Source organism: Parageobacillus caldoxylosilyticus NBRC 107762 (assembly GCF_000632715.1).
In the GTDB taxonomy this organism is placed as follows: domain Bacteria; phylum Bacillota; class Bacilli; order Bacillales; family Anoxybacillaceae; genus Saccharococcus; species Saccharococcus caldoxylosilyticus.
On sequence record NZ_BAWO01000066.1, the window covers coordinates 1 to 26,219 of the forward strand.

General features: G+C 47.7%; 23 protein-coding genes and 1 pseudogene. 10 read left to right on the forward strand and 14 right to left on the reverse strand.

What is annotated here, in order from left to right:
- A pseudogene (locus GCA01S_RS16385) lies at positions 1–767 on the reverse strand (amino acid permease); the annotation flags it as partial.
- A gap of 672 nt (positions 768–1,439) precedes the next feature.
- Here GCA01S_RS16385 and GCA01S_RS16390 point away from each other — a divergent pair.
- The 5 genes from GCA01S_RS16390 (at position 1,440) to GCA01S_RS16410 (ending at position 9,092) form a co-directional block, all read left to right on the forward strand.
- Entirely contained in the window at positions 1,440–2,897 is a 1,458-nt protein-coding gene (locus GCA01S_RS16390) for an NAD-dependent succinate-semialdehyde dehydrogenase (RefSeq protein ID WP_042411547.1), read from the forward strand.
- Between the two features lie 606 nt (positions 2,898–3,503).
- Positions 3,504–4,673, forward strand: coding sequence for an LL-diaminopimelate aminotransferase (locus tag GCA01S_RS16395; RefSeq protein WP_042411549.1), 1,170 nt, complete (start codon positions 3,504–3,506; stop codon positions 4,671–4,673).
- 5 nt (positions 4,674–4,678) lie between these two features.
- The gene (locus tag GCA01S_RS16400) at positions 4,679–6,337 is read left to right on the forward strand and encodes a thiamine pyrophosphate-binding protein (protein ID WP_042411551.1); all 1,659 of its coding nucleotides are present in this window, start codon (positions 4,679–4,681) and stop codon (positions 6,335–6,337) included.
- A 78-nt stretch (positions 6,338–6,415) separates the two neighbouring features.
- The gene (locus tag GCA01S_RS21075) at positions 6,416–7,897 is read left to right on the forward strand and encodes an aldehyde dehydrogenase family protein (protein ID WP_017436130.1); all 1,482 of its coding nucleotides are present in this window, start codon (positions 6,416–6,418) and stop codon (positions 7,895–7,897) included.
- Positions 7,818–9,092, forward strand: a complete 1,275-nt coding sequence (locus GCA01S_RS16410; protein WP_255212296.1) for a saccharopine dehydrogenase family protein — start codon at positions 7,818–7,820, stop codon at positions 9,090–9,092. The genes GCA01S_RS21075 and GCA01S_RS16410 overlap by 80 nt, the downstream gene beginning before the upstream one ends.
- 45 nt (positions 9,093–9,137) lie before the next feature.
- Here GCA01S_RS16410 and GCA01S_RS16415 read toward each other — a convergent pair whose 3' ends face one another.
- The 9 genes from GCA01S_RS16415 to GCA01S_RS16455 form a co-directional block, all read right to left on the reverse strand.
- On the reverse strand, positions 9,138–10,295 hold the full coding sequence (locus GCA01S_RS16415) for an MFS transporter (RefSeq protein ID WP_042411556.1): 1,158 nt from the start codon (positions 10,293–10,295) through the stop codon (positions 9,138–9,140).
- 3 nt (positions 10,296–10,298) lie between these two features.
- Positions 10,299–10,730, reverse strand: a complete 432-nt coding sequence (locus GCA01S_RS16420; protein WP_017436127.1) for a MerR family transcriptional regulator — start codon at positions 10,728–10,730, stop codon at positions 10,299–10,301.
- 200 nt (positions 10,731–10,930) lie between these two features.
- The gene (locus GCA01S_RS16425) at positions 10,931–11,407 is read right to left on the reverse strand and encodes a (2Fe-2S)-binding protein (protein WP_042411558.1); all 477 of its coding nucleotides are present in this window, start codon (positions 11,405–11,407) and stop codon (positions 10,931–10,933) included.
- A gap of 4 nt (positions 11,408–11,411) precedes the next feature.
- Positions 11,412–12,245, reverse strand: coding sequence for an FAD binding domain-containing protein (locus GCA01S_RS16430; RefSeq protein WP_017436123.1), 834 nt, complete (start codon positions 12,243–12,245; stop codon positions 11,412–11,414).
- Positions 12,232–14,559: a xanthine dehydrogenase family protein molybdopterin-binding subunit gene (locus tag GCA01S_RS16435; protein ID WP_042411560.1), complete on the reverse strand. Its 2,328-nt coding sequence runs from the start codon at positions 14,557–14,559 to the stop codon at positions 12,232–12,234. The genes GCA01S_RS16430 and GCA01S_RS16435 overlap by 14 nt, the downstream gene beginning before the upstream one ends.
- Positions 14,546–15,187 (reverse strand): NTP transferase domain-containing protein, encoded by a 642-nt coding sequence (locus GCA01S_RS16440; RefSeq protein WP_042411562.1) that lies wholly within the window; start codon positions 15,185–15,187, stop codon positions 14,546–14,548. Before GCA01S_RS16440 ends, GCA01S_RS16435 begins: the two co-directional genes overlap by 14 nt.
- Positions 15,184–16,227 (reverse strand): XdhC family protein, encoded by a 1,044-nt coding sequence (locus GCA01S_RS16445; RefSeq protein ID WP_042411564.1) that lies wholly within the window; start codon positions 16,225–16,227, stop codon positions 15,184–15,186. The genes GCA01S_RS16440 and GCA01S_RS16445 overlap by 4 nt, the downstream gene beginning before the upstream one ends.
- A 338-nt stretch (positions 16,228–16,565) precedes the next feature.
- Positions 16,566–16,754 (reverse strand): type II toxin-antitoxin system antitoxin, encoded by a 189-nt coding sequence (locus GCA01S_RS16450; RefSeq protein ID WP_017436119.1) that lies wholly within the window; start codon positions 16,752–16,754, stop codon positions 16,566–16,568.
- Positions 16,755–16,769: 15 nt separating this feature from the next.
- Positions 16,770–17,615, reverse strand: coding sequence for an SPFH domain-containing protein (locus GCA01S_RS16455; protein ID WP_042411567.1), 846 nt, complete (start codon positions 17,613–17,615; stop codon positions 16,770–16,772).
- 199 nt (positions 17,616–17,814) lie between these two features.
- On the opposite strand from GCA01S_RS16455, the gene hutP reads away from it, so the two are divergent.
- The 5 genes from hutP (at position 17,815) to GCA01S_RS16480 (ending at position 21,811) form a co-directional block, all read left to right on the forward strand.
- A complete protein-coding gene (gene hutP / locus GCA01S_RS16460; RefSeq protein WP_017436117.1) occupies positions 17,815–18,264 on the forward strand; it encodes a hut operon transcriptional regulator HutP in 450 nt (149 codons plus the stop codon).
- Positions 18,265–18,366: 102 nt separating this feature from the next.
- Positions 18,367–19,881 carry a histidine ammonia-lyase gene (hutH, locus tag GCA01S_RS16465; protein WP_042411569.1) on the forward strand — a complete coding sequence of 505 codons (1,515 nt, stop codon included), beginning with the start codon at positions 18,367–18,369 and terminating at the stop codon, positions 19,879–19,881.
- 16 nt (positions 19,882–19,897) lie between these two features.
- Positions 19,898–20,191 carry a hypothetical protein gene (locus tag GCA01S_RS16470; protein WP_042411572.1) on the forward strand — a complete coding sequence of 98 codons (294 nt, stop codon included), beginning with the start codon at positions 19,898–19,900 and terminating at the stop codon, positions 20,189–20,191.
- A complete protein-coding gene (locus GCA01S_RS16475; RefSeq protein WP_174407510.1) occupies positions 20,094–20,825 on the forward strand; it encodes a TerC family protein in 732 nt (243 codons plus the stop codon). Before GCA01S_RS16470 ends, GCA01S_RS16475 begins: the two co-directional genes overlap by 98 nt.
- A 53-nt stretch (positions 20,826–20,878) precedes the next feature.
- Complete coding sequence (locus GCA01S_RS16480; protein WP_042411579.1) at positions 20,879–21,811, forward strand: D-2-hydroxyacid dehydrogenase; 933 nt, start codon at positions 20,879–20,881, stop codon at positions 21,809–21,811.
- Positions 21,812–21,865: 54 nt separating this feature from the next.
- On the opposite strand, the gene GCA01S_RS16485 is transcribed toward GCA01S_RS16480, so the two are convergent.
- The 4 genes from GCA01S_RS16485 to GCA01S_RS16500 all read right to left on the reverse strand — a co-directional run bounded on the left by GCA01S_RS16485 (position 21,866) and on the right by GCA01S_RS16500 (position 25,612).
- Positions 21,866–22,588: a LutC/YkgG family protein gene (locus GCA01S_RS16485; protein WP_017436112.1), complete on the reverse strand. Its 723-nt coding sequence runs from the start codon at positions 22,586–22,588 to the stop codon at positions 21,866–21,868.
- Positions 22,585–24,015 (reverse strand): LutB/LldF family L-lactate oxidation iron-sulfur protein, encoded by a 1,431-nt coding sequence (locus GCA01S_RS16490; protein ID WP_042411583.1) that lies wholly within the window; start codon positions 24,013–24,015, stop codon positions 22,585–22,587. The genes GCA01S_RS16485 and GCA01S_RS16490 overlap by 4 nt, the downstream gene beginning before the upstream one ends.
- Before the next feature lie 16 nt (positions 24,016–24,031).
- Positions 24,032–24,748 carry a (Fe-S)-binding protein gene (locus tag GCA01S_RS16495; protein ID WP_017436110.1) on the reverse strand — a complete coding sequence of 239 codons (717 nt, stop codon included), beginning with the start codon at positions 24,746–24,748 and terminating at the stop codon, positions 24,032–24,034.
- A 138-nt stretch (positions 24,749–24,886) separates the two neighbouring features.
- Complete coding sequence (locus GCA01S_RS16500) at positions 24,887–25,612, reverse strand: FadR/GntR family transcriptional regulator (protein ID WP_155835596.1); 726 nt, start codon at positions 25,610–25,612, stop codon at positions 24,887–24,889.
- Positions 25,613–26,219: the final 607 nt, after the last annotated feature.

Genomic DNA, 26,219 nt, shown 5'->3' on the forward strand with positions numbered 1-26,219 from the left:
GGCGAATGGCACGGGGAATGCTTTCTTTCGGATTTTCTGTTTCTCCGGCGGCGACGCCTAACAATTCTGTTCCTTGGAAGGAAAATCCCGCTGCCATAAAGATTCGCTGCCATAAAGATTCCTAGCATCGCCATAAAGCCGCCGTGAAACGGTGCATCTTTGATGGTAAAGTTTTTAAAGCCGACCGCTTCGCCGCCCATGATGCCAAAGATCATCAGAAAGCTGACAATCAAAAAGATGATTACCGTTGCCACTTTAATAATGGAAAACCAATATTCCGCTTCGCCAAACCCTTTAACGGATAAATAATTTAATAAGAACATAATCGCTAAACAAAGCGCGCTCCATAAAAGCGATGGACTGTTCGGAAACCAAAATTTCATAATCATCGTAACGGCTGAAAGCTCCGCCGCAATGGTAATCGCCCAGCTATACCAATAATTCCAGCCTAACGCAAATCCTAACGCAGGGTCGACGAATTTCGTCGCATAGGTGCTGAACGATCCGGAAACGGGCATATAGGCAGCCATTTCGGCAAGGCTTGTCATTAAAAAGTACACCATAACGCCGATGGCAATATAAGCGGTAAGCGCCCCGCCCGGTCCCGCGGCATGCACCATCCCGCCGCTGGCTAAAAACAAACCTGTGCCGATGGTGCCGCCGAGGGAAATCATCGTTAAATGGCGGGTTTTTAATTTTCGTCTTAGCCCGCTTTCGGAATGTAAAACAGCAGAAGCGGTAACCATTGATTTTGTCGATGTTTCCATCAATAAATCACTCCTTTTTATCAAATGACGAGTTTGGGAATGAACAGAATTAAGCAAAGGAATTGGGAATGCTTTTGGGTAAAAAATTTTTTATTTCACATGATTGTAAGCGCTTTCTAATTTTTCGTCTATATGTTCAAATATTTGCTCCATCAACTCACCTCCTGTTTATTCGACGATGATCAAAAAGCTCTAATTAAATAATTTTATTATTTAGAAATATTGTAATTTTTAAAATAAATACCAAGAATATATTTACAAATTATGCAAAATTTATTATCATATTGTTAGCTCGAGTACCAATTCATTCCGGATTTGTTTAAACAAGCATAAAATATATTTCAAAATAAGTATCGAAATAGTCTATATTGATAGAAGTTAATAGTTTCATTGTGCTATCTAACTTTCCATAGCGAATAAAGAGCATTGATGTAGGGATCTCTGTTTATTTAATGAGGTATATCATTTTGTGAAGCCTTTTCTTTAATAAAATAGCTAATGCGGAATTCTCTTTTAATGAACAAAGATGCATTCCTGACTTTTAGTAGTCCTATCATTTCGATAATGAAGTTTTTATGGTACATCTGAAATGAAGATCACCTCTTATTTAGTGAATTTGTGTCGTAGGCAAGGCGCTCAAACACTATTGTTCTTTATTGGAGGAAATTGGCGATGACTACCTTTTCTCGCTACACAAAAACAATTTTTATTGATGGAACGTGGCAGGACGCCAAAAGCCGAAGAACGCTTCTAGTACAAAATCCCGCAACATTGGAAGCGATTACAGAAGTTTCGCATGGGGATGAAAGAGACGCAGAGCAAGCGGTGCGTGCCGCCCGTCAGGCGTTTTCGGAATGGTCAGGGAAAACGGCAAGAGAGAGATCCCAATTTTTATACGCCGCCTATGAAAAAATGAAGGAACAAAAAGAAGAACTTGCCGCTATTTTGACGTCTGAACAAGGAAAGCCGCTGAAAGAGGCGCGCGCTGAAATCGATTCCGCCGCCAGCTATTTTCTTTGGTATGCGGAAGAAGCGAACCGTCTTTATGGAGAAATCATCCCTTCCTCGAACAAGCATAAACGGCTGATGGTCATCCCGCAGCCAATTGGCGTTGTCGCCGCAATCACCCCGTGGAATTTCCCGGCTTCTATGATTACGCGAAAGCTCGCGCCGGCTCTTGCCGCTGGGTGTACGGTCGTGTTGAAGCCAGCGCCGGAGACGCCGCTGACCGCGTATCGAATCGTGAAAATCCTTGAAGAAGCGGGGCTTCCTCCTGGCGTGGTCAACCTTGTCGCTGGTGATGCCGTTTCGATCGGAAAGTGTTGGATGAGCCATCCAGACGTGCGCCTGATTACGTTTACTGGTTCGACCGAAGTCGGGCGTCTGTTAATGAAAGGAAGCGCAGATCAAGTGAAAAAACTGTCGCTGGAACTGGGCGGCCACGCGCCGGTGATCGTATTTGAGGACGCCGATTTGGATTTGGCGGCGGAACTGACGCTGGCGAGCAAGTTCCGCAACTGTGGGCAAACGTGTATTTGCGCCAATCGCGTCTATGTGCAGCAGACGGTCTGGGACGCTTTTGTAAAAAAACTAACAGCCAAAGTACAACAGCTTTCCCTTGGCAGCGGATTGGATGAAACAACCGATATCGGTCCATTGATTAACGAAGAAGCGGTAAGAAAAGTGCAAGACCATTTGGACGATGCCGTGCAAAAAGGAGCTTCCGTTCTTTATGGCGGAAAACGATGGGAAGGGGCGTATCCAGGATATTTCTTTGAACCAACGGTGTTGGCGAATGTAACAAAAGAGATGAAAGTGATGAACGAGGAAACGTTCGGCCCGCTTCTGCCGCTGCAGCCGTTTGCCGATGAGATGGAAGTGATCCGTCAGGCGAACGATACGCCGTACGGTCTAGCTGCCTATATTTTTACCGACTCACTTCACCGCGCGTATCGTGTGATGGAGAAGCTGGAATATGGCATCGTCGGCATTAATGATGTATTCCCGGCTGTGGCCGAAGCGCCGTTTGGCGGCGTGAAGCAATCAGGGTTGGGGAAAGAAGGAGGCAAAGAAGGGATTTTCGAATTCGTCGAATTGAAATACGTATCGATGGGGATCCGATCCTTGTAACATGACGTTTTTGCTGCCACTCATGGCAAGAGCAGCGATATAAAAAATATTCATGACCGACTTCCTGGTTGCATAAGTATGATAGTGAAAAAACTGCGTAGTCTATTGCGGCGCCTTTATCGGCGATCTGCATGCGTAGACAACGGCCAGTTTCATCATCATCGCTTGATGATACTGGCCGTTTATTTTTATTTGGACAAAACGGTTTCTGTTAGGTTGTTTACAGGTTCGTCAACTTAGGATGCTGTGGGATGAACCGATTCCTCCTACATTTTTTGAGAGGAGGGAGTTTCTTTCCATCTCCATCGAAGAAGCTTCTGCATAGAAGAAGGCGATCGCTTTCTACTCGATGCCTGCATCGGAAGTTTTTCCGGTGGATTTCGTAAGCAACATCGGCACCCAACCGATGGGGCGGTTCAGCCCCTTCTACTACTTCTTGCATACTCAATCTGTAGATATGTTCGTTTTTAGGATTCAAAAACCTCCCGATTCATTTCCCCCTTCTCTTCATTTAGAGGAAGGAAACTTCTTGGGAAAAATGTTTAAATAAGCAAGCAAAAGCATAGATTAAGAGGGAAGGTATTTATTTCATACGAGGGGATAGGGATGAATATGTTTTCCGATATCGTCCGAACGATGCCTCCTTATTTATTTTCGCAGTTTCAAAAGAAGAAAGAAGAGTTGATCAAGAAGGGGATCGATGTCATTGATTTAGGAATCGGCGCTCCTGATTTACCGCCGCCGTCTTTTGTGGTGGAAAAGTTAAAAGAAGAGTTAAACGAGCCAACCAATTATACGTATTCGCCGTATGCGGGGTGCAAAGAATATCGGGAAGCGGTGGCACATTTTTACGAGCGGGAATATGGAGTACAGTTGGATCCCGATACCGAGGTGTTAGCGTTAATCGGGTCAAAGGAAGGAATTGTACATTTACTGCAGGCTATGCTCAATCCGGGAGACATGGTGTTGATTCCCGATCCAGGATATCCGGTTTACCGCACCGCTGTGCATTTCGCGCGAGGGAAAAGCGTTTATTTGCCGCTCGATGCGGAAAATGGCTATGTTCCTCTTTTTTCCAATCTCCCTTCTCCCATTTATGAGGATGCCAAAATCATGTTTTTAAATTATCCGAGCAATCCAACGACGGCCACTGTCGGCATGGATACATTCACCGAGGCGGTCTCGCTGGCAAAAAAGCACCACATCTTCATCGTCCATGACTCTGCTTATTCGTTTGTTACTTTCCAAGGATTTAAAGCGCCAAGCATTTTACAAGTAAACGGGGCAAAGGAAGTAGCGGTCGAATTCGGTTCCTTATCGAAAAGCTACAACATGGCGGGCTGCCGCATCGGTTATATCGTCGGAAACAAAGATGTGATTAAAGCGCTTTCAATTATTAAAAGCAACACGGACACTTGCCAGTTTCTTCCGATTCAAAAAGCGGCTGCGGCAGCGCTGATGAGCGATCACAAGTCTGTGCAAGCAAATAACCGAATCTATGAGCAGCGAATGAATATGATGGTCGAAGCGCTGCAGGCATTGGGAATGAAAGTGCAGCGTCCGAAAGCAACATTTTTTCTATGGATTCCTATTTTCAAAGAATATTCATCCGCGCAATTTGCCGCGAAGCTGCTCGAAGAAGCGGGCGTGATTGTCACTCCAGGAACAGCGTTTGGGCCGTCGGGGGAAGGATATGTCCGATTATCCTTATCTGCGCCGATAGAGCGGCTGCGGCAGGCGGTTGAGCGGTTGAAACAAGTCAATTGGGAGGCGTAGAAACGATGAAACAGACGATCCGCAACATCACAGCGGCCAAAGCGATCGTTCATTGTCTGAAACGGGAGGGCATCTCTCACATATTTTGCGTGCCGGGAGAAAGCTATTTGCCGCTGATGGATGCAATTTTTGATGAACCTTCAATTCAACTGATTTCGGCCCGCCATGAAGGCGGCGCTTCCTTTATGGCGGAAGGCTATGCAAAAGCGTCGGGAAAACCGGGTGTTGTGCTGGCGACGCGGGGAGTCGGAGGCGCTAACTTGGCAATCGGTGTCCATACAGCAAAACAGGATTCCACGCCGATGGTCATATTGTTAGGACAGGTGCACCGCCATTTCCGCGGCAGGGAAGGATTTCAGGAAGTCGATTTAGACCGGTTTTTCCAGCCGATTGCGAAATGGACCGTGGAAATTCGCGAGGCGGAACGAATACCGGAGCTGGTGCAGCGGGCGTTTCGCATCGCCCAAACGGGCAGGCCAGGACCTGTCGTCATCTCGCTTCCGGAAGATATATTTCTTCAAGATATTGGCGAAGCGGTAATTTCGGATATAGATATACCGAGACCTGCTCCAAGCGCAGAGGATGTGTGGAGCGTGCAGGAAATATTGCAAAGGGCGAAGCGGCCAGTTGTCATTGCCGGTGGAGGAGTCAAGCTAGCGAAGGCAGAACAGCTATTGCGGTTATTTGCTGAAAAATACTCCATTCCTGTGATGGCTGCTTTCCGGCGGCATGACGTGTTTCCAAACGACCATCCGCTTTATGTCGGCCATCTTGGATTAGGAACGCCCAAATCGATCATCGAAACGGTACAACAGGCCGATGTCGTGATCGCCCTTGGGACGCGATTATCGGAAGTGACGACGCAAGATTATCGTTTGCTTTCGCCGGATCAGACGCTGATTCATATCGATATCGACAGCGATGTGTTAGGAAAAGTATACCCGCCGGCTGCAGCGATTGTAGCAGATTGCAAAGAGGCGCTTGCCAAATTGCTGGAAACTGCTGTAGAGCCATCTTGGGGCGATTGGGCGGCAGCGAGGCGGAAACAATATGAGCAAGCATCGGCGCTTCCGGCGGAAAAACGGAACTTTAATGAAGCGATCATCGCCAGCTTGCAACAACATTTGCCAAACGATGCGATCATTACGAATGATGCTGGCAATTTCGCCGGCTGGCTTCATGCCTTTTTCCAATTTACCGAAACACAGATGTATATCGGTCCTACTTCCGGCGCGATGGGATACGGCATGCCGGCGGCGATTGGCGCTAAGCTTGCTTTTCCGGAGCGAGTCGTCGTTTCTCTATCAGGAGACGGCGGTTTTATGATGACGATGCAAGAGCTAGAAACCGCTTCTAGATATCATATTCCGATTATTAGTATCGTCTTTAATAATAGCATGTATGGAACCATCCGCATGCATCAAGAGCTTCACTTTCCAAAACGGGTCATCGGGACGGACTTAGGGCATGTGTCGTTTGCCGAATTGGCGAAATGTTTAAACGCCAACGGCATTCGCGTAGAAACAGAAGACCAATTTACTAGAGCGCTTATTCAGTCCTTTAACGAAACAAAACCAACGGTGATCGAAGTCATGACAGATCCAAACCAAATTTCCGTGACCGCGACGATCGACGAGCTGCGAAAGCGGTCGAATTCTCGGTAAACATTTGCATAATAGCCATGATAGTAAATGCATAAATTTTTTAATAGAAAAATAAATGATTAAGGAGGAATCTGGCTTGTGAAAGTATTGAATTTTATTAATGGGGAATGGAAAGCGTCGATTAGCAAACAATTTGCTCCGGTGATCAATCCGGCAAACGGCGAAACGATTGGAGAAGTAACGGTTTCGATCGAAGCGGATGTCGATGAAGCGGTAAAAGCGGCGAAAGCCGCGCAAAAAGAATGGGCGCTCGTACCGGCGCCAAAACGGGCGGAAGTGTTATATAAAGTCGGCTATTTATTAAAAGAGAGAAAAGAACAGCTTGCTAGACTATTAACGAAGGAAATGGGAAAAGTGCTCGAGGAAGCGCGCGGGGAAGTGCAAGAAGGAATTGACATGGCGTTTTATATGGCTGGCGAAGGAAGACGGTTATTCGGCGACACGACTCCTTCGGAATTAAAAGATAAATTTGCGATGAGCGTTCGTGTGCCAGTTGGAGTTGTCGGCATCATCACTCCGTGGAATTTTCCAATTGCGATCGCAACGTGGAAATCGTTTCCGGCCATTGTTGCCGGCAATGCGGTCGTATGGAAGCCAGCGTTGGAAACACCATTTATGGCGCAGGAGCTGGCGAAAATATTCGAAGAAGCAGGATTGCCAAAAGGGGTGTTCAACGTTGTTCACGGCGACGGCCCAACGACAGGAAATGCGTTGGTAGAGCATCCGGACGTGCAAGTGATTTCCTTTACCGGGTCAAACGAAGTCGGGCGGATTATTGCCGAAAAGTGCGGCCGCCACTTGAAAAAAGTGTCTCTGGAAATGGGTGGAAAAAATGCTGTCATTGTCATGGATGACGCCGATTTATCGTTAGCGGTAGAAGGCATTTTGTGGAGCGCATTTGGCACGTCAGGACAAAGATGTACGGCATGCAGCCGCGTCATTGTTCATGAAAAGGTGAAGGAAGAATTAGAAAATAGATTGCTAGAAGCAATGAAGACATTAACGATTGGAAACGGATTGGACGAAAACGTCAAAGTCGGCCCGGTCATTAGCGACGAGGCGCTGCAAAAAATTGACCGTTATGTGCGAATCGGCAAGGAAGAAGGGGCAAAGCTATTAACCGGGGGATATATTTTGCGGGATGGAGAGTATCAAAAAGGCTATTATTATGCTCCTACTCTCTTTACGGATGTTCAACCAACGATGCGCATTGCGCGCGAAGAAATTTTCGGCCCGGTTGTTTCGATTATTTCGGTAAGCAGTTTAGAAGAAGCAATCGCTGTCAACAACAGCGTTGATTATGGATTATCGAGTTCTATTTTTACAAGAGACGTGAACAAAGTGTTTCAAGCGATGCGCGATTTAGATACAGGTATTGTCTATGTCAATGCCGGTACGACGGGGGCGGAAATTCATCTGCCGTTTGGCGGCACGAAAGGAACGGGAAACGGCCATCGCGACTCTGGCGTCGCGGCGCTTGATGTGTTTACCGAATGGAAAAGCGTGTATATTGATTTCAGCGGCAAATTGCAACGGGCGCAAATCGATATTGACGAATAATCGAATTCATCAGCGAAAGAATAAGGAGGCGCATGCCATGAAAGCGTTAGTGCTTGGGGCCGGACTGATGGGAAAAGAGGCGGCGCGTGATTTAGTGCAAAGCGAGAGCGTTTCCGCCGTCACTTTAGCCGATGTCGATCGTAAAAAGGCGGAGAAAGCTTGTCAACAATTGCATTCTAGCAAAATAGAAGCAAAGCAAGTTGATGCGGCGAATGAAAAAGAGTTGGCGGCGCTGATGCGTGAGCACGATGTTGTCATTAACGCGTTATTTTATCGTTTTAATGAAATCGTAGCGAAAACGGCGATCGAAGTCGGCGTGCATTCCGTTGATTTAGGGGGGCATATCGATCATATTACCGACAGAGTATTACAATTAAATGAAAACGCCAAACAAGCTGGTGTTACGATCATTCCGGATTTAGGAGTCGCGCCGGGAATGATCAATATTTTGTCAGGGTACGGTGCGGGCAAATTAGACGAGTTAAAATCGATCAAACTATATGTTGGCGGAATTCCTGTACGCCCGGAGCCGCCGCTCGAATACAACCATGTATTTTCACTAGAAGGGCTGCTTGATCATTATACCGATCCATCTCTCATTATTCGCGATGGGAAAAAGCAAGAAATCCCGTCGTTATCGGAAGTGGAAACGATTTATTTTGATCAATTTGGCCCGCTGGAAGCTTTTCATACATCAGGAGGGATTTCGACGCTGTCCCATTCTTATCCGCAATTGGAATGCTTGGAATATAAAACGATCCGCTACCCTGGGCACGCAGAAAAATTTAAACTGCTCGTCGATTTGAATTTGACAAGAGACGACTACGAGGTGGAAGTAAAAGGGCAAAAAGTGAAACCACGCGACGTGCTTTTAGCGGTTTTATTGCCGCTCTTGGATTTAAAAGATAAAGAGGATGTCGTGCTATTGCGGGTCATTGTCGGCGGAGTCAAAAACGGCAAAGAGACAATTTTGGAATATGAAACGGTAACGTTTAAAGACCGCAAAAACAACGTGACAGCGATGGCACGGACTACTGCCAATACGATCTCGGTCGTCGCGCAAATGATCGGAAGCGGAGTCATTCAAAAACGGGGGGTTTATCCGCCGGAGCAAATCGTTCCAGGAGACATTTACATCAAGGAAATGGAAAAGCGGGGGGTAGTGATTAAAGAAAAACGATATGTAAAAGAATGAATAGAAGGCTGGTTTTAGGTGGAAAGTCTCCACCTAAAATCAGTCTTAATTTGTTTGCGTCAGAGAAGGTTGTTGTTTTCGGATAATTAAAAAGGCAAAGGCAATAAAGGATAAAACCATTGCGACCATAAATGGCGCTTTGTCGGAAACCGAATGACCGATAATCCCCGATAACACCGGGGCGATAGCGGCACCCATCCAGCGAACGAAGTTGTACATTCCGGAAGTAATGCCGCGTTCATACGGAGATGCTTCCATGACATAGCTTGTAAATAAGGCATTGTTTAAACCGGAAACAAGACCGGATAAAATAATGAAAGCGATCAATAACCATGTGTTTTTAGTGATAAACAATAGCAGCAAAAACACCGCAAAAACCAACAAACTATATGGCAAAATTTGTTTTGTTGTATACGTTTTTTCCAAGTGATGCGACAAAATCGCTGATCCATACGCAAGGCAAAGCCCCCATCCAAAAAAGACAAAACCAATTTGAATGGCGGAAAGCCCGATAATTAATGGCGAATAGGCAAGAACAACGAAAAAGCCATAATAATATAGCATCGCGCCGATTGCGCCTTTAAGAAAAGGCGGGAACGTTAATAAATGCTGCATTTCTTTCATGCCGACTGCTTTTCTCGGTTTTCCTTTATTCGGATCATAGACAAAAAAGACGACCAGAAGAAGTGCGATAAAAATGAAAATACTCGTTCCGATAAATGGGTATCGCCATGAGTGCTGACCGAGAAGACCGCCGACAAGCGGCCCGCCTGCCATCCCAAGGCCGATGGCTGCTTCGTAAAGGCCTACGGCAGTGTTTGCTTGCGGGGTTAAGGCAATCAATAACGTCATCGCGGTAGCAAAAAACATGGAGTTTCCAAGCCCCCATCCAGCCCGGAAAATGGATAATTGCGGAATCGTATTGGATAAGCCGCACAATAAGGAAACAACAGTAACGATACTAAGCCCGATTGCCATCATCCGTTTGTCTCCTATACGGCTAACCATCATTCCAGATGGAATCATCATGATTGCCATCGTAAAAATATATGCGGTAAATAGCATTTCTACTTGCCAATGAGTTGCTCCAATGCTTTTGGCAATGACCGGTAGAATCGGGTCGACAATGCCGATTCCCATAAATGCTAAAAATGTCGCAAACACGGTAATCCAGCGGGCGCGTGTTTGTCTTCTTTCCTCCATGATTTATCCTCTCCTTTCCTCTTCCTGCAAAATCGTTTGAACTCGCTGTTCGAGTTGTTCTAGCTCATTTTTTAGTTCGAGCATTTTTTTCATCTTTTGCTCGAGCATGTCAATTTGTTTCCGAAGGATAGAAGCAATATTTTGCAGTTCTTGTTTTTTTTCGTCTTGATCTACAGCGTTGCGATACTCGAAATGATGAGATTCGATCGCCTTTTTCAATGTCAAAAAATGGTGCAGTTCTTGCAGCGAAAATCCTAGTACCTCGCGGGCAGCAATCACTTTTTTTAATTGTTCAACATCTTCTTTAGTATAAAGACGCGTCCCTTTTTCGCTGCGTTCGGGGGGCTTAATGAGGCCGATTTCTTCATAGTAGCGGATCGTCCGTTTTGTTAATCCTGTTTCTTTGGCGACGTCGTCAATTTTGAATCGCTGCATCCTCGTTCCTCACACTCCGTTTACTTATGCATAAAGGTTGCCGCTATAAATATAACATTAACGTTAACGTTAGATTTAGTCAATAAGCAATAGAATTTATTTGGAAAAATATAGTAAGAAAGAACAACGATATTGCAATGGACGCAAAAAAGCGACTATCCCTTTATTGTTAAAGAGGGATAGCCGCTTTTAAAGGCAAACTATTCGGTTTTCCGCTTTTGCCTTAACACCTCTTTTACCGCCGCTTCGATTTCCTGATAGCTCGTACAGCGGCAAATGTTGGATTCGAGCCATTCTTGAATGGTGGCGTCATCGGCGTCAGGTTTTGTTTCCGTCAAGGCGTAAGCATTCATAATAAAGCCAGGGGTGCAGTAGCCGCACTGGAAGGCAAAATGTTCGACAAACGCCCGCTGAATCGGCGTATTATGAAGTCCTTCGATCGTAGTAATCTCCTTTCCGACCGTTTCGATGGCAAGCATCATGCACGATTTGATTGGCGTTCCGTCGACCAACGCGGTGCAGGCGCCGCAATCGCCGTTTAAACAGCCAGGTTTTGCCCCAGTGAGACCAAGTTCGTTACGGAGAACAAAGAGCAATGTATCTCCTTGGCGAGCGACGACAGATTTTGTTTCTCCATTCACTAGCAATTGCATTTCACATTTGGTTGAGGATTCCATTTGCTTACTCCCCTCCCAGCTCGTCGATCATATCGAAAAGCATTTGTTTGAGAACAAACAGACGGTACGCTGCCGATCCCTCAATATCGTCTAAAATTGGACGCGGCAGAGCTCGGATCGCTCCCTCAATGCGGTCATGTAAGGGGAGATGGCGCGCATTTAACCGCTCTTCCATCTCTTTCGAACGGAATGGAAATGGGCATACGCCGCTTAATGCCACACGGATTTGCCCGTCTTTTTTGATGGCGGCGGCGGTGACAAGCGGGTATCCGACTTTACCTTGTTTGCGGCGCTTGCGATGGAAATGGGGCAGCGATGCGTAGGAGCGGTCGACTTTCATTTGTACGAGAAATTGTCCGGGTTTTAACCGAATGTGCTGTAAAAAGACGTCATGAATGCTGCACTGTTTTACACCGTCTTTCCCGGCAATGACTGCTTGACTGTCAGAAAGCAGAAGCGGCAATACCGTTTCGCGATAAAAAATTTGCCCGCAAATATTGCCGCCAAGGGTGATTTGGTTGCGCGCCGTTCGGTCGGCGACTTCGCGCGCCGCTTTCGTCAAGAGCGGAAATGGATTGGCCTCTTCTAATGTGGTCAGCGGCAATGCCGACCCGAGCACGAGTTCGTGCGGATTGAATTCCAGCGTACGGCATTCGGGAATATGTTTAATGTCAATGACCGCGTCGGCAGCAACAAGATGGAGGCGGGAGAGCGTAATAATTTCCGTTCCGCCCCCATAATAGAGCGGTTTTTTGCCTTGCTGCTGCAAGGTGTCAAACAGATGCACCGCTTCTTCAATGGAGCGAGGGCGATGATAAGTAATCTCAAATGGAATCATGGCTGTCACCTTTCTTTTTCCGCCAAATCAGCTCAGGGATCAGCGGCAGTTCATTGAGCGGCACTTCGGCGGCGAGCGACAAAGCGTTTGCCAATGCGGCCGGCATGCCGATCAGCCCGTGTTCGCCGGCGCCGCGCGCCCCGTATGGCGCATCGATTTGCGGCGTTTCGATAAACTCCACAATATATTCCGGGTGTTCGCCGAAGCGAATGGGCCGATAAGTGCGCAATTGTGGATTTAACACCCGTTCGTAGCGGTCGAATAAAAACGTTTCACGGCTCGCAAAACTCAGTCCCATGCTCATTGCTCCCATCGCCTGCCCGAGTGCGGCTTTCGGGTTGAGCACTTTGCCAATATCAATGACGGCAAACGCTTTGAGGATTTTATACGTATAGTCTCGGCGGTTGAATTCAATTTCCACTCCTTCCGCGCCGACCGTCCATTCCGGTCCCGGTTTGCCCGCGCCCGTTTCTTTGTTGAGCGGGGTCAAGTGGCGCAAAATATAGTTTCCCCGCCCGATAATTTGCCCGCCGATCGCATTGCCGTTTGGATATTTGTAGCCGTAGGCGATGTCTTTAACCGGAACATAGATGCTAGGGTCATCGCGCAAAAATACTTTTCCGTAGCCGACTTCTAAATCTTCCACCGATGCACGGAGCACGCAAGACGCGATCGCTTTTAGCTGGCGGATGGCATCGTCCGCCGCTTCGAGCGCTGCCCTTCCCGCCATAAAGGTTCCACGGCTTCCGACCGTTTTCCAATGTTCGGGGGTCGTTTGCGTATCGATGTCCATTTTGACGTAGACATCGTTGACGTCCATTTTTAATTTCTCGGCAACGATTTGGGCAAGGATCGTTTTCGTCCCGGTTCCGATTTCAACCACCCCAGAGATGACATTGACGCTTCCATCGGGGTTAAATGTTAAAAGGACGCCGGAGCTGGCATCGGGGTCAATCGTGGACGTTTTCCACGCGCAGCTGATGCCTTTCGCCCGCACGGTATAAGCATCGATTTCGATGCGCTGCCATTCGTCCCATTCCATTAGCTCGCGCAAACGATCGAGGCAGGCTGGCAAATCGCCGACGTTGCTGCGGTTTAACACCACTTGCGTCGGGGTAGTATGGCCAGGGCGAATCGCGTTTTTCCGCCGCAATTCCCATTTGTCCATGCCTAACTTTTCGGCAAGCAAGTCCATGGCCCGTTCGATGGCGAATGCTTGCTCGCTATGGCCAAAGCCGCGAAATGGGGTGGCATACGGATGATTCGTATAGACGCATAACGAATCACACCAGACGTTTTCGATATGGTACGGTCCGGTGCAGTCAACGGCAGCGGCGCGGCTGACATCGATCGCTTTATCGGAATAGGCGCCGCCGTCAAATAAAAACAGGATTTCCGCCGCTTTGATATAGCCGTCTTTTGTGGCGCCAAGCTTGACGGTGGCTTCCAGACCGATATGGACCGGAGAGGTGATCATATCTTCTTCTCTTGCATTCCAGACGCTGACCTTTCTTCCCCCCACCGCTTTCGATGCCAGATAGGCGAGAAGTTCCAGCTGCACAGGCGCTTTTCCGCCGTACGCTCCGCCGACAAGCGGAGTATGGACGATAATGTTGCCAACATCCTCTCCAAAATAGGTGCTGATGAGCCGTTTAATCATAAATGGGGACTGGGAGGAAGCGGAAATGATAATATGGCCATCTGGAAGGATTTCCGCAGTGGCGCATCTCGTTTCTATTGCCACGTGGTCGGAAGGGGAAAAGGCCACGCTCGTTTCCACAACGACGTCGCTTTCCGCCCAGCCCTGTTCTATATTGCCTTTGCGGATTTTGGTGCGATGGGCGATGTTTGTGTTCGGTTCGGGATAGGTATGTTCGTTCTTTTGGTAGCTTCCTAGCTGTTCATGGATAAGGGGGGCCCCTTCTTTTAGCGCTTCGCTTGGCTTGCCGACGGCAGGAAGAGGTTCATAGACGACATGAACAAGGTTGGCCGCTTTTTCTGCATGCACAAGTGTATCGGCGACGACGAGGGCAACGACTTCGCCATGATAGCGCACTTTATCAAAGGCGATGGGAGGACGGTCGCGCAAGTCTTCTCCCGTCAGCGGCAGCCCTTCGCCGGTGATGATCGCGCGCACGCCGGGAAGGGAGCGCGCTTTTTCGATATCGATCGCGCGAATGCGCGCATGGGCGTACGGACTGGTAACGAGTTTGGCGTGGAGCATGCCTTTTTCTTTGAAATCGTTTGTGTATTTGGCTCTTCCGGTCACTTTGTCCCATGCGTCTTTGCGGATGACGCTTTTACCGATAGCCATCGAATCCCTCCTTTTTTTCGCTTTGTTTGATGGCATGTAGATAGTCCTCTTTCGTATCGATATCGAAAAATATCTTTTCTGTGGTGCTTTCTTGCGTGATGCCTTTCCATCTGCTTTGGTTGCGGAGGAGTTTTCGTGCTCCTTCGTCGCCGTCAAGAAGCAGTAAATCGAAAAAAGTAGAGCGGGCAAACAAAACGGGCGGCATCACGATCCCGTTGTTTGTAAAGGAGATGTAGTCGGCCTGGTATTGCTCATACAGTTGGATAAGCTCGTTAATCACCGCTTCTGTGATAAACGGCTGATCAGCAAGCAAAATAACTATTGCTTCCGCCTGCATTTGCATGGCCCGTTTTATCCCGCAACGCAGTGAATGTGCTTGCCCGCGCGAACAATCGAAACAGCGGATAATCGTGCATTTTTTATGTTTCGCCAATTCAGGGGCTAGCCAAGTAAGCGTATCATCCGGCGGGACAACAACAAGAACATGGGAAAGGAGGGAGAGGACCGCTGCTTTTAATGCGGCGTCCCCGAGCGTGTTCCCTGAGAATGGAAGGGAGCGCTTATCCATCCCCATCCGCCGGCTTTGTCCGGCGGCTAAATAAATTCCTATAATGCGTGGCATGTTCATGTTTTTTCCTTCCTTGATGCCGGCCCGCTTCGCAGCAAGCTGATCATTTCGGCGATGATGCTGATAGCGATTTCTTCCGGACCGCGTGCACCGATGGCAAGGCCGACGGGGGAACGAATCCAATTGGGCATTTCGCTGCCGGAAAGCAGCCGGGCGGTGCGCTGTTTAGGTCCTAACACGCCAAGATAGTAGAGCGGCTGATCTCGCAGCAGCGCAAGAATTTCCTGGTCGTGCTGAAAGTGATGCGTCATGATGACGACAAAGTCGCGTTCGTTAAGGCAAAGTTGTGGAACTGTCTCGCTAGGAAAGCCGACGATCCATTCGTCGGCGTCGGGAAGATGTTCTTCCGAGCAGAACGCCGGGCGCCAATCGGTGACAAGGACGAAAAAACCAAGCTGTTTGGCGAAAGAAACGAGCGGTTTTGCATCCGGGTTGGCGCCGAAAATCACGAGGCGCGGCTTTGGCCAGTAATGTTGGATGTAAAATCGGACGCCGTCGATGGTGTGCATGCCGTTTTTGCCCTGGAAAAGCGGAGCGGAATCAAGCAAACTTTTTAACTTCGACGGAATTTCGCCGCGAAACCCGCCAAAACGTCTGCCGCTTTCACTAAAAAATAAAAAATTTTCCCGTCCGTCCGTTTCCCTGTCAAGCTTTCTTGCCAATAGTACATGCTCTCCGCGGTCTAGGCACGCTTTCACAGCCAGCCAATCCGCGCGCATTTCCATTGTGACCGGTTCGAGCAGAACGTGAATGATTCCGTTGCAGCCGACCCCCTGCCCCCATGACAAATCATCTTCTTGTTTCATATCAAATGTTGCAATATGAGCGCGTTGATGTTGCAAAACGTCTTTTGCCTGGATGGCGATCGTTTCTTCCAAGCAGCCGCCGCTAAGCAGTCCGGTGGTGTGCCCGCTTTCGCTAATCCACATGCATGCTCCTTCTTTTTGATAAGCGGAGCCATCGATATGAATAATCGTCGCTAATACTCCTTGTTCATGAGAGGAAGCAATCGTTTCTAATACGGCATGATAGCTTTCCATTTTTATTTCCCTCGCCAATTTTCATGGTATCAACGTTTCTCTGAAAATATGATGTACCATCTAGATAAACATGCTTTGGCGTTGATTTGATGCATTTTGAGGCGTTCCCTGCATATCCGTTTTATGTGGTAAAGCGGTTGTTTAATATGACGACGTTAGTTCACATATAGAGAAAATCAATAAGTAGATTGCAATTGAACTGAGTGTATGATCATTAAGGAGGAAATTATTTTGCTTCTAAATTTCACCGGAGAAATAGGCTCTGTTATCATTGTATTCTTTTGGAAAATGGCGATGACTGAAAAATAAAGAAGCTAGCGTTTCGTCATCTCGAAACGCTAGCTTCTTTCCACATCTGGATCATTTTTTCTTTTCCGCTTATTTAACCGTCCCGCTTGTTTGGCGGCTTCACGCAACAAAAATTCAATATGGGCGTTGACGCTGCGGAACTCGTCTTGCGCCCACTGTTCAATGACTTCATACAGAGCTGGGTCAATGCGAAGAGGGAAATTTTTCTTTTTTGCCATAGCACTCCACAACCGTTAATATAGACTGCCAGTGTTAATGACCGGCTGGGTCGCCCGTTCCGAAACAATGGCAACCATTAAGTTGTTGACCATATTGGCTTTTCGTTCATCATCTAACTCCAAAATTCCCTCTTTGTCAAGCTGCTCGATCGCCATTTGCGCCATGGAGACCGCGCCTTCGACGATTTTTTTCCGCGCTGCTAAAATAGCGGCCGCTTGTTGGCGCTGGAGCATGGCGCTGGCGATTTCCGGAGAGTAGGCAAGATGGGTAAGGCGTGCTTCCATCACTTCCACTCCCGCCACGCGCAGCCGCTCCTGCAGTTCGGCAGCGAGCACATCGGAAATGACATCGGCGTTTCCGCGCAGTGTAATTTCATCTTCATCGCCGAACGTATCGTACGGGTATTTCGTCGCTACATGGCGAATTGCCGCCTCGCTTTGAATCTCGACAAACTCTTCGTAATGATCGACGTCAAACACCGCTTTGGCCGAATCAATGACGCGGAATACAATCACGGCGGCAATTTCGATTGGGTTTCCTTGTACATCGTTCACTTTCAGCTTGCTGCTCGTAAAGTTGCGCACGCGCAAGGAAACGTTTTGACGGATGGTGAGCGGGACGGTGAGAAATAACCCGCTGTCGCGAATCGTCCCTAAATAGCGGCCAAAGAAAATGACTACCTTTGCCTGATTTGGCTGCACGATCGTAACACCGGTAGCGAAAACGACCGCGACGACAAGGAGTAGAGCGGCAACAACGATTTGTTCATGCCATACGCTTAGCAACGCTGCGGCAGCGAGGACGGCGATGCATACAATCCCGATAAATCCATTCATATACCATGTTTTTGTTTCTTTCATTTACTTCGCCCCATTTAATATCTAATTTATATTAAAATGATATCACTTTTTGAAATAAATGTAAATATTTTATTTCCTTTATTCTAATAATTTGCTAACATATTAACTTGTTAAAATATGGTAAAAATAAATTGACAAAACGAGAAAATAAACGATACAATATTTTTAGAAAATTAAAACAAAAAAGGTGCATGACCACATGCTAAAAGAAGCAAAAGCGCGGATCGGACGGAACGCCATATTGCTGGCGATGTTCGACGGGGAAGAAGAACTGGAGATCACAAGGCATTTAGATTATTTATCATGGCGTTATTGTAAAGGAAAAGTTGGCTCGATGGAGCTGCAAAAAATTGTCGCTGCGATTGAAACAGCGGCAAAGCGCAACCATGTTGTTGACGGTGAGCTGTATCGGGAAATGCACGCGCTCTATCATGCGGTTGTCGAGGCGGTGCAAGGAGTAACGAGGGGGCAAGTGGAGCTAGGAGATTTAATGAGAACGGTCGGCCTTCGTTTCGCTGTTGTCAGAGGGACGCCGTATGAAAATGCGGCGGAAGGAGAATGGATTGCTGTTGCTTTATACGGGACGATCGGCGCGCCGATTCGCGGGTTGGAGCACGAGACGGTCGGATTAGGAATCAATCATATATAAAGCCTATAGCGATGAGTTTAGTAGGAGGCTGAATGCTGTGGCGTTCAAATTCACAGCGGCAGCCTCCTTTTTGATTTTTACGAAAAAAGGAGCGGAGATAAAATGGTCATATTAACGGGAAACACATTGACGATCGAAGAAGTGAAGAGAGTTCTTTATCATAACGAACTCGTCATTGCCTCAGAAGAAAGCATGAAGGCGGTGGAAAAGGGCCGGAAAGCAGTCGAAGACATTGTCGCAAAACAGCAAATCGTTTATGGCATTAATACCGGGTTCGGCAAGTTTAGCGATGTGCTGATTGACGCCAACGACGTCGAACAGCTGCAAGTCAATTTAATTCATTCGCACGCATGCGGAGTCGGTGAGCCGTTTCCGGAAGAGGTGTCGCGGGCGATGCTTTTGTTACGGGCGAATGCGTTATTAAAAGGGTACTCGGGAGTTCGGCCGATCGTGATTGAACGGCTGCTCGATTTGCTTAACGCGCGCATTCATCCCGTCATTCCGCAGCAAGGTTCGCTCGGGGCCAGCGGAGACTTGGCGCCGCTTGCCCATTTAGCTCTTGTGTTAACAGGGGAGGGAGAAGTGTTTTATCACGGCAGGCGAATGCCGGCGCTTGAAGCGATGGCGAAAGAAGGAATTGCGCCAATTGCGCTGAAAGCAAAAGAAGGGCTGGCGTTGATTAACGGAACACAGGCGATGACGGCCATGGGAGTGGTGGCTTATATCGAAGCGGAGAAGCTGGCGTATGAAAGCGAGCTGATTGCTGCGATGACGATGGAAGGGCTGCGCGGCATTATTGATGCATTGGATGAACGGATTCATGTTGCCCGTGGATTTCCGCAGCAAATCGACGTCGCTATGCGCATCCGCGGTTATTTGGCCGGCAGCCAGCTGGTGACGAAACAAGGGGAATTGCGCGTGCAGGATGCGTATTCGCTCCGCTGCATTCCACAAGTGCATGGGGCATCGTGGCAGGCGCTCGAGTACGTTAAAGAAAAACTGGAAATCGAGATCAACGCGGCCACCGATAATCCGCTTATTTTTGACGATGGCTCCGCTGTTATTTCGGGTGGAAACTTTCATGGACAGCCGATTGCCTTGGCGATGGATTTGATGAAAATTGCCGTAGCGGAATTGGCCAACATATCGGAACGGCGCATTGAGCGTCTTGTCAACCCGCAGCTAAATGACCTACCGCCGTTTTTAAGCCCACAGCCCGGCCTGCAGTCGGGCGCGATGATTATGCAGTATGTAGCGGCATCGCTCGTCTCGGAAAACAAAACGCTCGCTCATCCGGCCAGCGTCGATTCGATTCCATCGTCGGCCAACCAAGAAGATCATGTCAGTATGGGGTCGATTGCAGCGCGCCACGCTTATGTGATTGTGCAAAATGCAAGGCGGGTGCTGGCCATTGAATTGATTTGCGCATTGCAGGCGGTCGAGTACCGCGGCGTAGAAAAAATGGCGGCAAAAACGCGGCAGCTTTACGAAGAAGCGCGCGACATCGTACCATCGATTACCCATGACCGTGTATTTTCCGGCGACATCGAAGCTATCGCGCAATGGCTAAAGCAGATGGATGAGACGTTTTGGCAAAAGGAAAATCAGTATTCGTAAAGAACAAGGATGGCAAATGGAAATAGAGAAAATAGAGAGGAAAGAGGAAGAGAGGCAGGCGAGAATAATAGTTTCCTCAACGCCAATGATCGAGCAAGCAGCCAGGCGCATCGGCCCTTGCTCTTTTTTATGTGGCCGCGAAGAACCAGTCTTGCCAAAGTTGATGACCGAAAATATTTACGATAAGATGAAGAAGAACAAACTATTTGATTATGAGAGGACAAGCAGCATTAAAAGAGGAGAAGAGGTGCATTTGTTTGACTATTTCTTCAGAAGCGCTGTTGGCATTATTGAAAATCATTGCGATTGATATTATTTTATCCGGTGACAATGCCGTGGTCATTGCGATGGCAACCCGCAAGCTGCCAAAGCATCAGCAAAACAAAGCGATTTTCTGGGGGACAGGCGGCGCAGTTCTCTTGCGTATTTTATTTGCCACTGTCATTGTCTTTTTGCTAGAAATGCCGTTCGTTCATTTAGCAGGCGGACTATTGCTTCTGTGGATTGCCTATAAAGTGCTGGTTGAACGGGAGGAAGAAGCGCATGTTCAGTCATCAGACCGCTTGTTGAAAGCGATTATGACGATTATCGCCGCCGATGCGGTAATGAGTTTGGATAATGTTGTAGCGGTGGCGGGGGCGTCAGAAGGACATGTCGGCATGATCGCCTTCGGTGTGGCCATCAGCATTCCCATTATGATTTTCGGTTCAAAAGCCATTATGAAGGTGATGGAAAAACATCGCTGGATCGCTTATGTCGGATCAGGAATTTTAGCATGGACAGGTGGAAAAATGGTGATGGAAGATGAAGGATTTATGCGTCTTCTTCATCTTCAGAAAGGACCGCTCACTTACGCGATTACCGTAGGATTAACCATTTTCGTATTAGCTGTCGGATATGCGATCAATAAAAAAGCGGAAAGCAAGGAAGGAACGATTGTCTAAGGGAGAAAAATAGTCCTTTCTCTGTCCGCGGATGGGGGGAAAGAAGAACCACAATGAAGATCGACAATATTTTGGTGACCGGAAGGCTGTATGCGGAGATGGCGCCATTGTTGCAACAAAAGAGACCGGATAAAAACTTCCGTTTTGTTGCGGAAGAAGCGGTTTGCCGCGATGATTTTTTTTGGGCGGATGTGTATGTCGGTTTTCGTCCGGTTCCTTCCTTTGAATTTGGCGACATTCGCTGGGTTCACTCACTTGGCGCCGGGGTCGATGCGTTTTTATGGAACCGGGAGTGGAAAGAAGATGTGGTACTGACGCGGACGATCGGCTCGTTTGGCGAACAAATTAGCGAATATTGCCTTAGCTATATGCTGCGGGATTTACAATGCCATGATGTATATGGATGGTACCAATCCCAGCGGCAATGGAAGACGGTCGCACCAACGCTGCTGCGGACGCAGCGTGTCGTTATTTATGGAACGGGCGAGATCGGACAGCAGATTGCCCGCCACCTGCGCCTGTTTGGCGTTGCACCGATCGGTGTTTCATTAAGCGGGCAGAAAAAACCGTATTTTTCCGAGGTGTGTTCCACGGAACAGGCGGAAGAGGTGCTGCCAAAAGCAGATTGGATTATTGCCGCACTTCCGCTGACAAAACAAACGTATCATCTGTTTGATGAAAGGTTTTTTTCTCTTTTAAATAATGCTTGCTTCATTAATGTTGGCAGAGGAGCGACGGTCGATGAAACGGCGCTATGGAGCGCATTGGAAACCCGTCAAGTTCGTCTTGCTGTGTTAGACGTGGTTGAAGAGGAACCGTTGCCGCCGACATCACCGTTATGGCTGCATCCAAACGTCATCATTACGCCGCATATCGCTGCGCTGACATCGGCGGAAGAAGCGGTGGACTGCTTTTTGCAAACGCTGCGGCGAATGGAAAACAATCAGCCGCTTTTCAACCGGGTAGATATTGAAAAAGGGTACTAAAAACGGGCGTGTCCATTTTGGGACATGCCCGTTTTCATTTTAAGATATAAGATATTAACGATCGGTAACGACCACATAAGTCGCTTTCATCGGACCGTGAACCCCGACGACTAAATTCATCTCAATATCGGCCGAGTTGCTTGGGCCGGTAATAAAGTTGACGCACGAAGGGACGAGATGCCCTTTTTCGATTTGTTCATGGATATAAGCAGCGGCTTGGGTCATGCGCGGCACAATGGTGCTTTTAGCGATGATCGAGATATATGTTTTTGGCAAAAAGCTGACGGTGCGCCCTTTTCCATTTCCGCTGAACAGCACGACTGTCCCTGATTCGGCCAGCGTCATATCGCTAAACGTAATGCCGACGTTCGCTTTTTCGGCAAAATCGATATTTTTTCTGCCTAGCGCAGCGTTCCAAATGTGAACCTCCACGTTTTCGTTTGGCCACTCGCGGCGCAGCAAGCCGGTTAATCCGTATTCGTCAAAGCGCGGATCGTCCCACGTGACAACCGGACCGCCCCCGTATTGGGCAACGACTTGCTTTACCGTTTCCGCTAGCGTGTCGCATGTCGTTTCTACGTATTGTGTGTGAATGAGTGCGCATTGCGCTTTTAACACGGCCAATAAATCGTCTTGGCTGTAGCCTTCAAATACTTTCCATTGCGGCTGATGCTTCCAGTGCGGGCGAGATACTCCTGATACACGGCGCTGCCGCCCGAGCCGGTCGGCAATCGCTTGTAAAAAAGCGTCGCGGTTATGAATCGTTCCGGTCTTCATTGCTTGTCGCCTCCTTTTTGATGTTTGCGGAACCAGTCACGGAATCGTTCTTTATTCGGCGCTGGGAATTCACGGCTTTCCGTCCACGCCTTCAGCGGGCCAGGACCTTTAGAAATGCGGTCATCGCTTGTAAATGGCGCCAAGGCGTTTGGTGCGACTTTCGAGCCGAATTGATAGAGAAACGGTGAAGAGGTTCCTAACCGAAACGCTTTCATGGCCAGCTTTTCCGCCACCGGCGCTTTTCCTTCCCGCTCGACAATGACTTGGCGGTGCTTTAGCAGCAATTCATGAAGCGGAATTTTAACCGGACAAACTTCCGTACAGGCTGCGCAAAGGGAGGAGGCGTACGGCAGTTCCTTATAATCGTCATATCCGCCTAGCAACGGCGACAGGACAGCGCCGATCGGTCCGGAATAAATCGAGCCGTAGGAATGTCCGCCAATGTGGCGGTACACTGGGCAGACGTTGACACAAGCTGCGCAGCGGATACATTGCAATACGGACTGAAATTCTGTGCCAAGGATGGTGGATCGGCCATTATCGACAATCACAAGATGAAATTCTTCCGGGCCGTCGGCATCTCCTTCATCGCGCGGGCCGGTTAATACGGTAATATAGCTCGTTAATTTTTGCCCGACCGCGCTGCGCGTCAACATGCTGACAAGCACTTCCATTTCCTCAAATGTTGGCACGATGCGCTCCATTCCCATGACGGTAATTTGTGTCTTTGGCAGCGACGTCACTAAATCCGCATTTCCTTCATTCGTCACCAGCGTAATCGATCCGGATTCCGCAATAGCAAAATTGCAGCCGGTAATGCCGATATCGGCCGTGAGGTATTCGCGGCGTAGCATTTTCCGTGCATGAAGCGCCAGCTCCTCCGGTTTTTCCGATTTTTGATAGCCAAGTTTGCGGCGGAAAACGTCGCGAATTTGCTCTTTATTTTTATGAAGGGCAGGACCAACGATGTGCGAAGGAGGATCATGGTCATCAATTTGCAAAATGTACTCGCCAAGGTCTGTTTCAATCACTTCACAGCCGATTGCTTCTAACACAGGGTTTAAGTTAATTTCCTCCGTTACCATCGATTTCGATTTCACGATTTTTTTCGCCTTTTTTTGCATGGCCACATTGCGGATGTAATTATTCGCTTCTTCCGCCGTTTTTGCGAAAAAGACGTGGCCTCCCCGTTTGGCAACGTTTTCACTCAACTGCATTAAATAATAGTCCAAATTTTCTAGGGTATGCTGGCGAATTTCCTCGCCGAGAGAGCGCCATTCTTCCCAGTTGCCAAGCTCTTTCGTAACCCCGATCCGTCTTTCGTACCCGCGGTCCTGCATGCCGGCTACCGCACCGCGCATAAATTGGTTATGCAGGTTTGTCTCTACTCGCTCCCAGAACGGTTGATTTCCTATTTTCATTGGCATATGCGAATCCCTCCTTTTAACGGCTGTTTAACACTTCGGCAATGTGCATGATTTTAATCGGCTTTCCTTGCCGCTTGATGCGTCCGCCGATATTCATTAAACATCCGCAATCGGCTCCGATCAGATAATCGGCTTGTGTCTCTTCAATATGTTCAATTTTTTCGTCCACCATCTGTTCGGAAATCGGCCCCATTTTTACGGAAAAGGTTCCGCCAAATCCGCAGCATTGATGGGCATTCGGCAATGGAACAAGTTCCAGCCCTTTTACGTTTTTTAATAGCCGGAAAGGCGCTTCTTTCACGCCAAGCAGCCTTGTCATATGGCATGACGTATGGTAAGTGGCGCGTCCTTCGAGCTTGGCGCCGACATCTTCGACCTTCAGCACGTCAACAAGAAATTGTGTTAGTTCATACGTTTTTGCAGCCAACGCTTTCGCTTTTGGCTCCCATTCCGGATCACCGCGGAAAATGTGCGGATATTCCTTAAACATGGATGCGCACGAGCCGGAAGGAGTGACTACGTAGTCGGCATGTTCAAACGTGCGGATCATATGCTTCATTGCTTCCTTTGCTTCTTTGGCATAACCGCTGTTGTAGGCAGGTTGTCCGCAGCATGTTTGCGCTTCTGGAAAGTCCACTTCGCAGCCTAACCGTTCCAACAGCTCTACCGTTGCTTTTCCCGCGTTCGTATAGAACAAATCGATGAGACAGGTGACGAACAAGGAAACTTTCATGGTAAATCTCCTTCCACATAATAATAATCATAGGATGAAGTGAACAGGTCATCAGATGACTTTGTATTTATTATATACTATTTTCAGAGAATAGAAGTATATTTTGACGCAATTTTTGTAAAATAATAAAAAAAGCACTCAGTTGTTTCGCTGAGTGCTTATATATCGATGAAGCACGTTTTCTACATTGGTCAGATGCTGAAGCATTCGTTCCTGCGCGGCTTCCGCGTTTCCTTCTTTAATCGCTTGGAAAATTTCCGTATGCTCGCGCAGAAGCTTTTCCGTTGTCGTCTGCTTCGAAAACAGCCAAATCCGCCGCGTTTCCCGCATTGTTTCGACCATCATTTCCGATACGCTGTTCATTAAGCTGACTAAAATGGGATTATGGGAAGCGACAGCAACGGCCATATGAAAAGCAAGATCCGCCTTTTCGCCAAGCTCGTCGTTACCGATGCCATCTTTCATGTCGCGAAGCGCTTGTTCCATCGCATGCAAATCTTGCTCTGTCCGTTTGTTCGCGGCTAAAGAGGCGGCACCGGCTTCAAGAAGCTTGCGCACTTCAAGCAAGTGCCAAATATCCTCTTTGTTCATCAGCACGGCCATGGAAAGCGGGAACATGAGCATCGTCGGGTCAAATTCGCGCACGTAGGTGCCTTCCCCTTGCTTTAATTCGATCAATCCCATTGCTTTTAACGCGGTCAGCGCCTCGCGGATGGCGGCCCGTCCTACTTGGAACTTTTCGGCAAGCTGTTGGACAGAGTCCAATTTATCTCCAGGTTTTAGTGCACCTTTTTTGATCATATCAAAAATCGCTTCCGCTACTTCCTCATAAATCTTTTTTGTTTTAATACGCTTAAAATTCAATGCATTCACCTCGATATCGCAAAACTCAATATTTTGCATTCTTATCTATAGACTTGTGGGCACATCTTTTTGTTGGAATGTAAAAGAATTCCCATTGTTTTATATATTATACATTCAATACAAAGGAAACAAGTAATTTTCTTTGTCCTAGGAAATTTTGGAAAGTAAATGAAAATTTAAAAAAATGAAAAAACACCTATTGTGTTTTCTGGAAATCATCTCTATAATTTTATTATCCGGTCATCTGATGACTTGGGATGATCTTCATTACAGGGGTGGGAGAATAGTTCAATTACATTTACACAAAGGGGGAGGTATAAGCAGTTTGTTAAACATCTATAAAAATGTATAAAATCATCTAAATATCTCCTGTTATTGAACGTAAAGAGATGGATGTTCTCCATCTTTTCCATTGTCTCCTGTCTGATGATAAAAAATCATCTCCTCCTTCCTCATGTGAAAAGGAAAGGAAGAAGATTTGGCGAATATATGTTCTTAAATATCAAAACAAGGGGGGAAGGCAAGGGGATGAAAACGGTTCGGGGGATGAAAATCGTTTCTCATGATGAATCACAGCTTCGTTCATTAGATGAGTTGATGCGCGTCT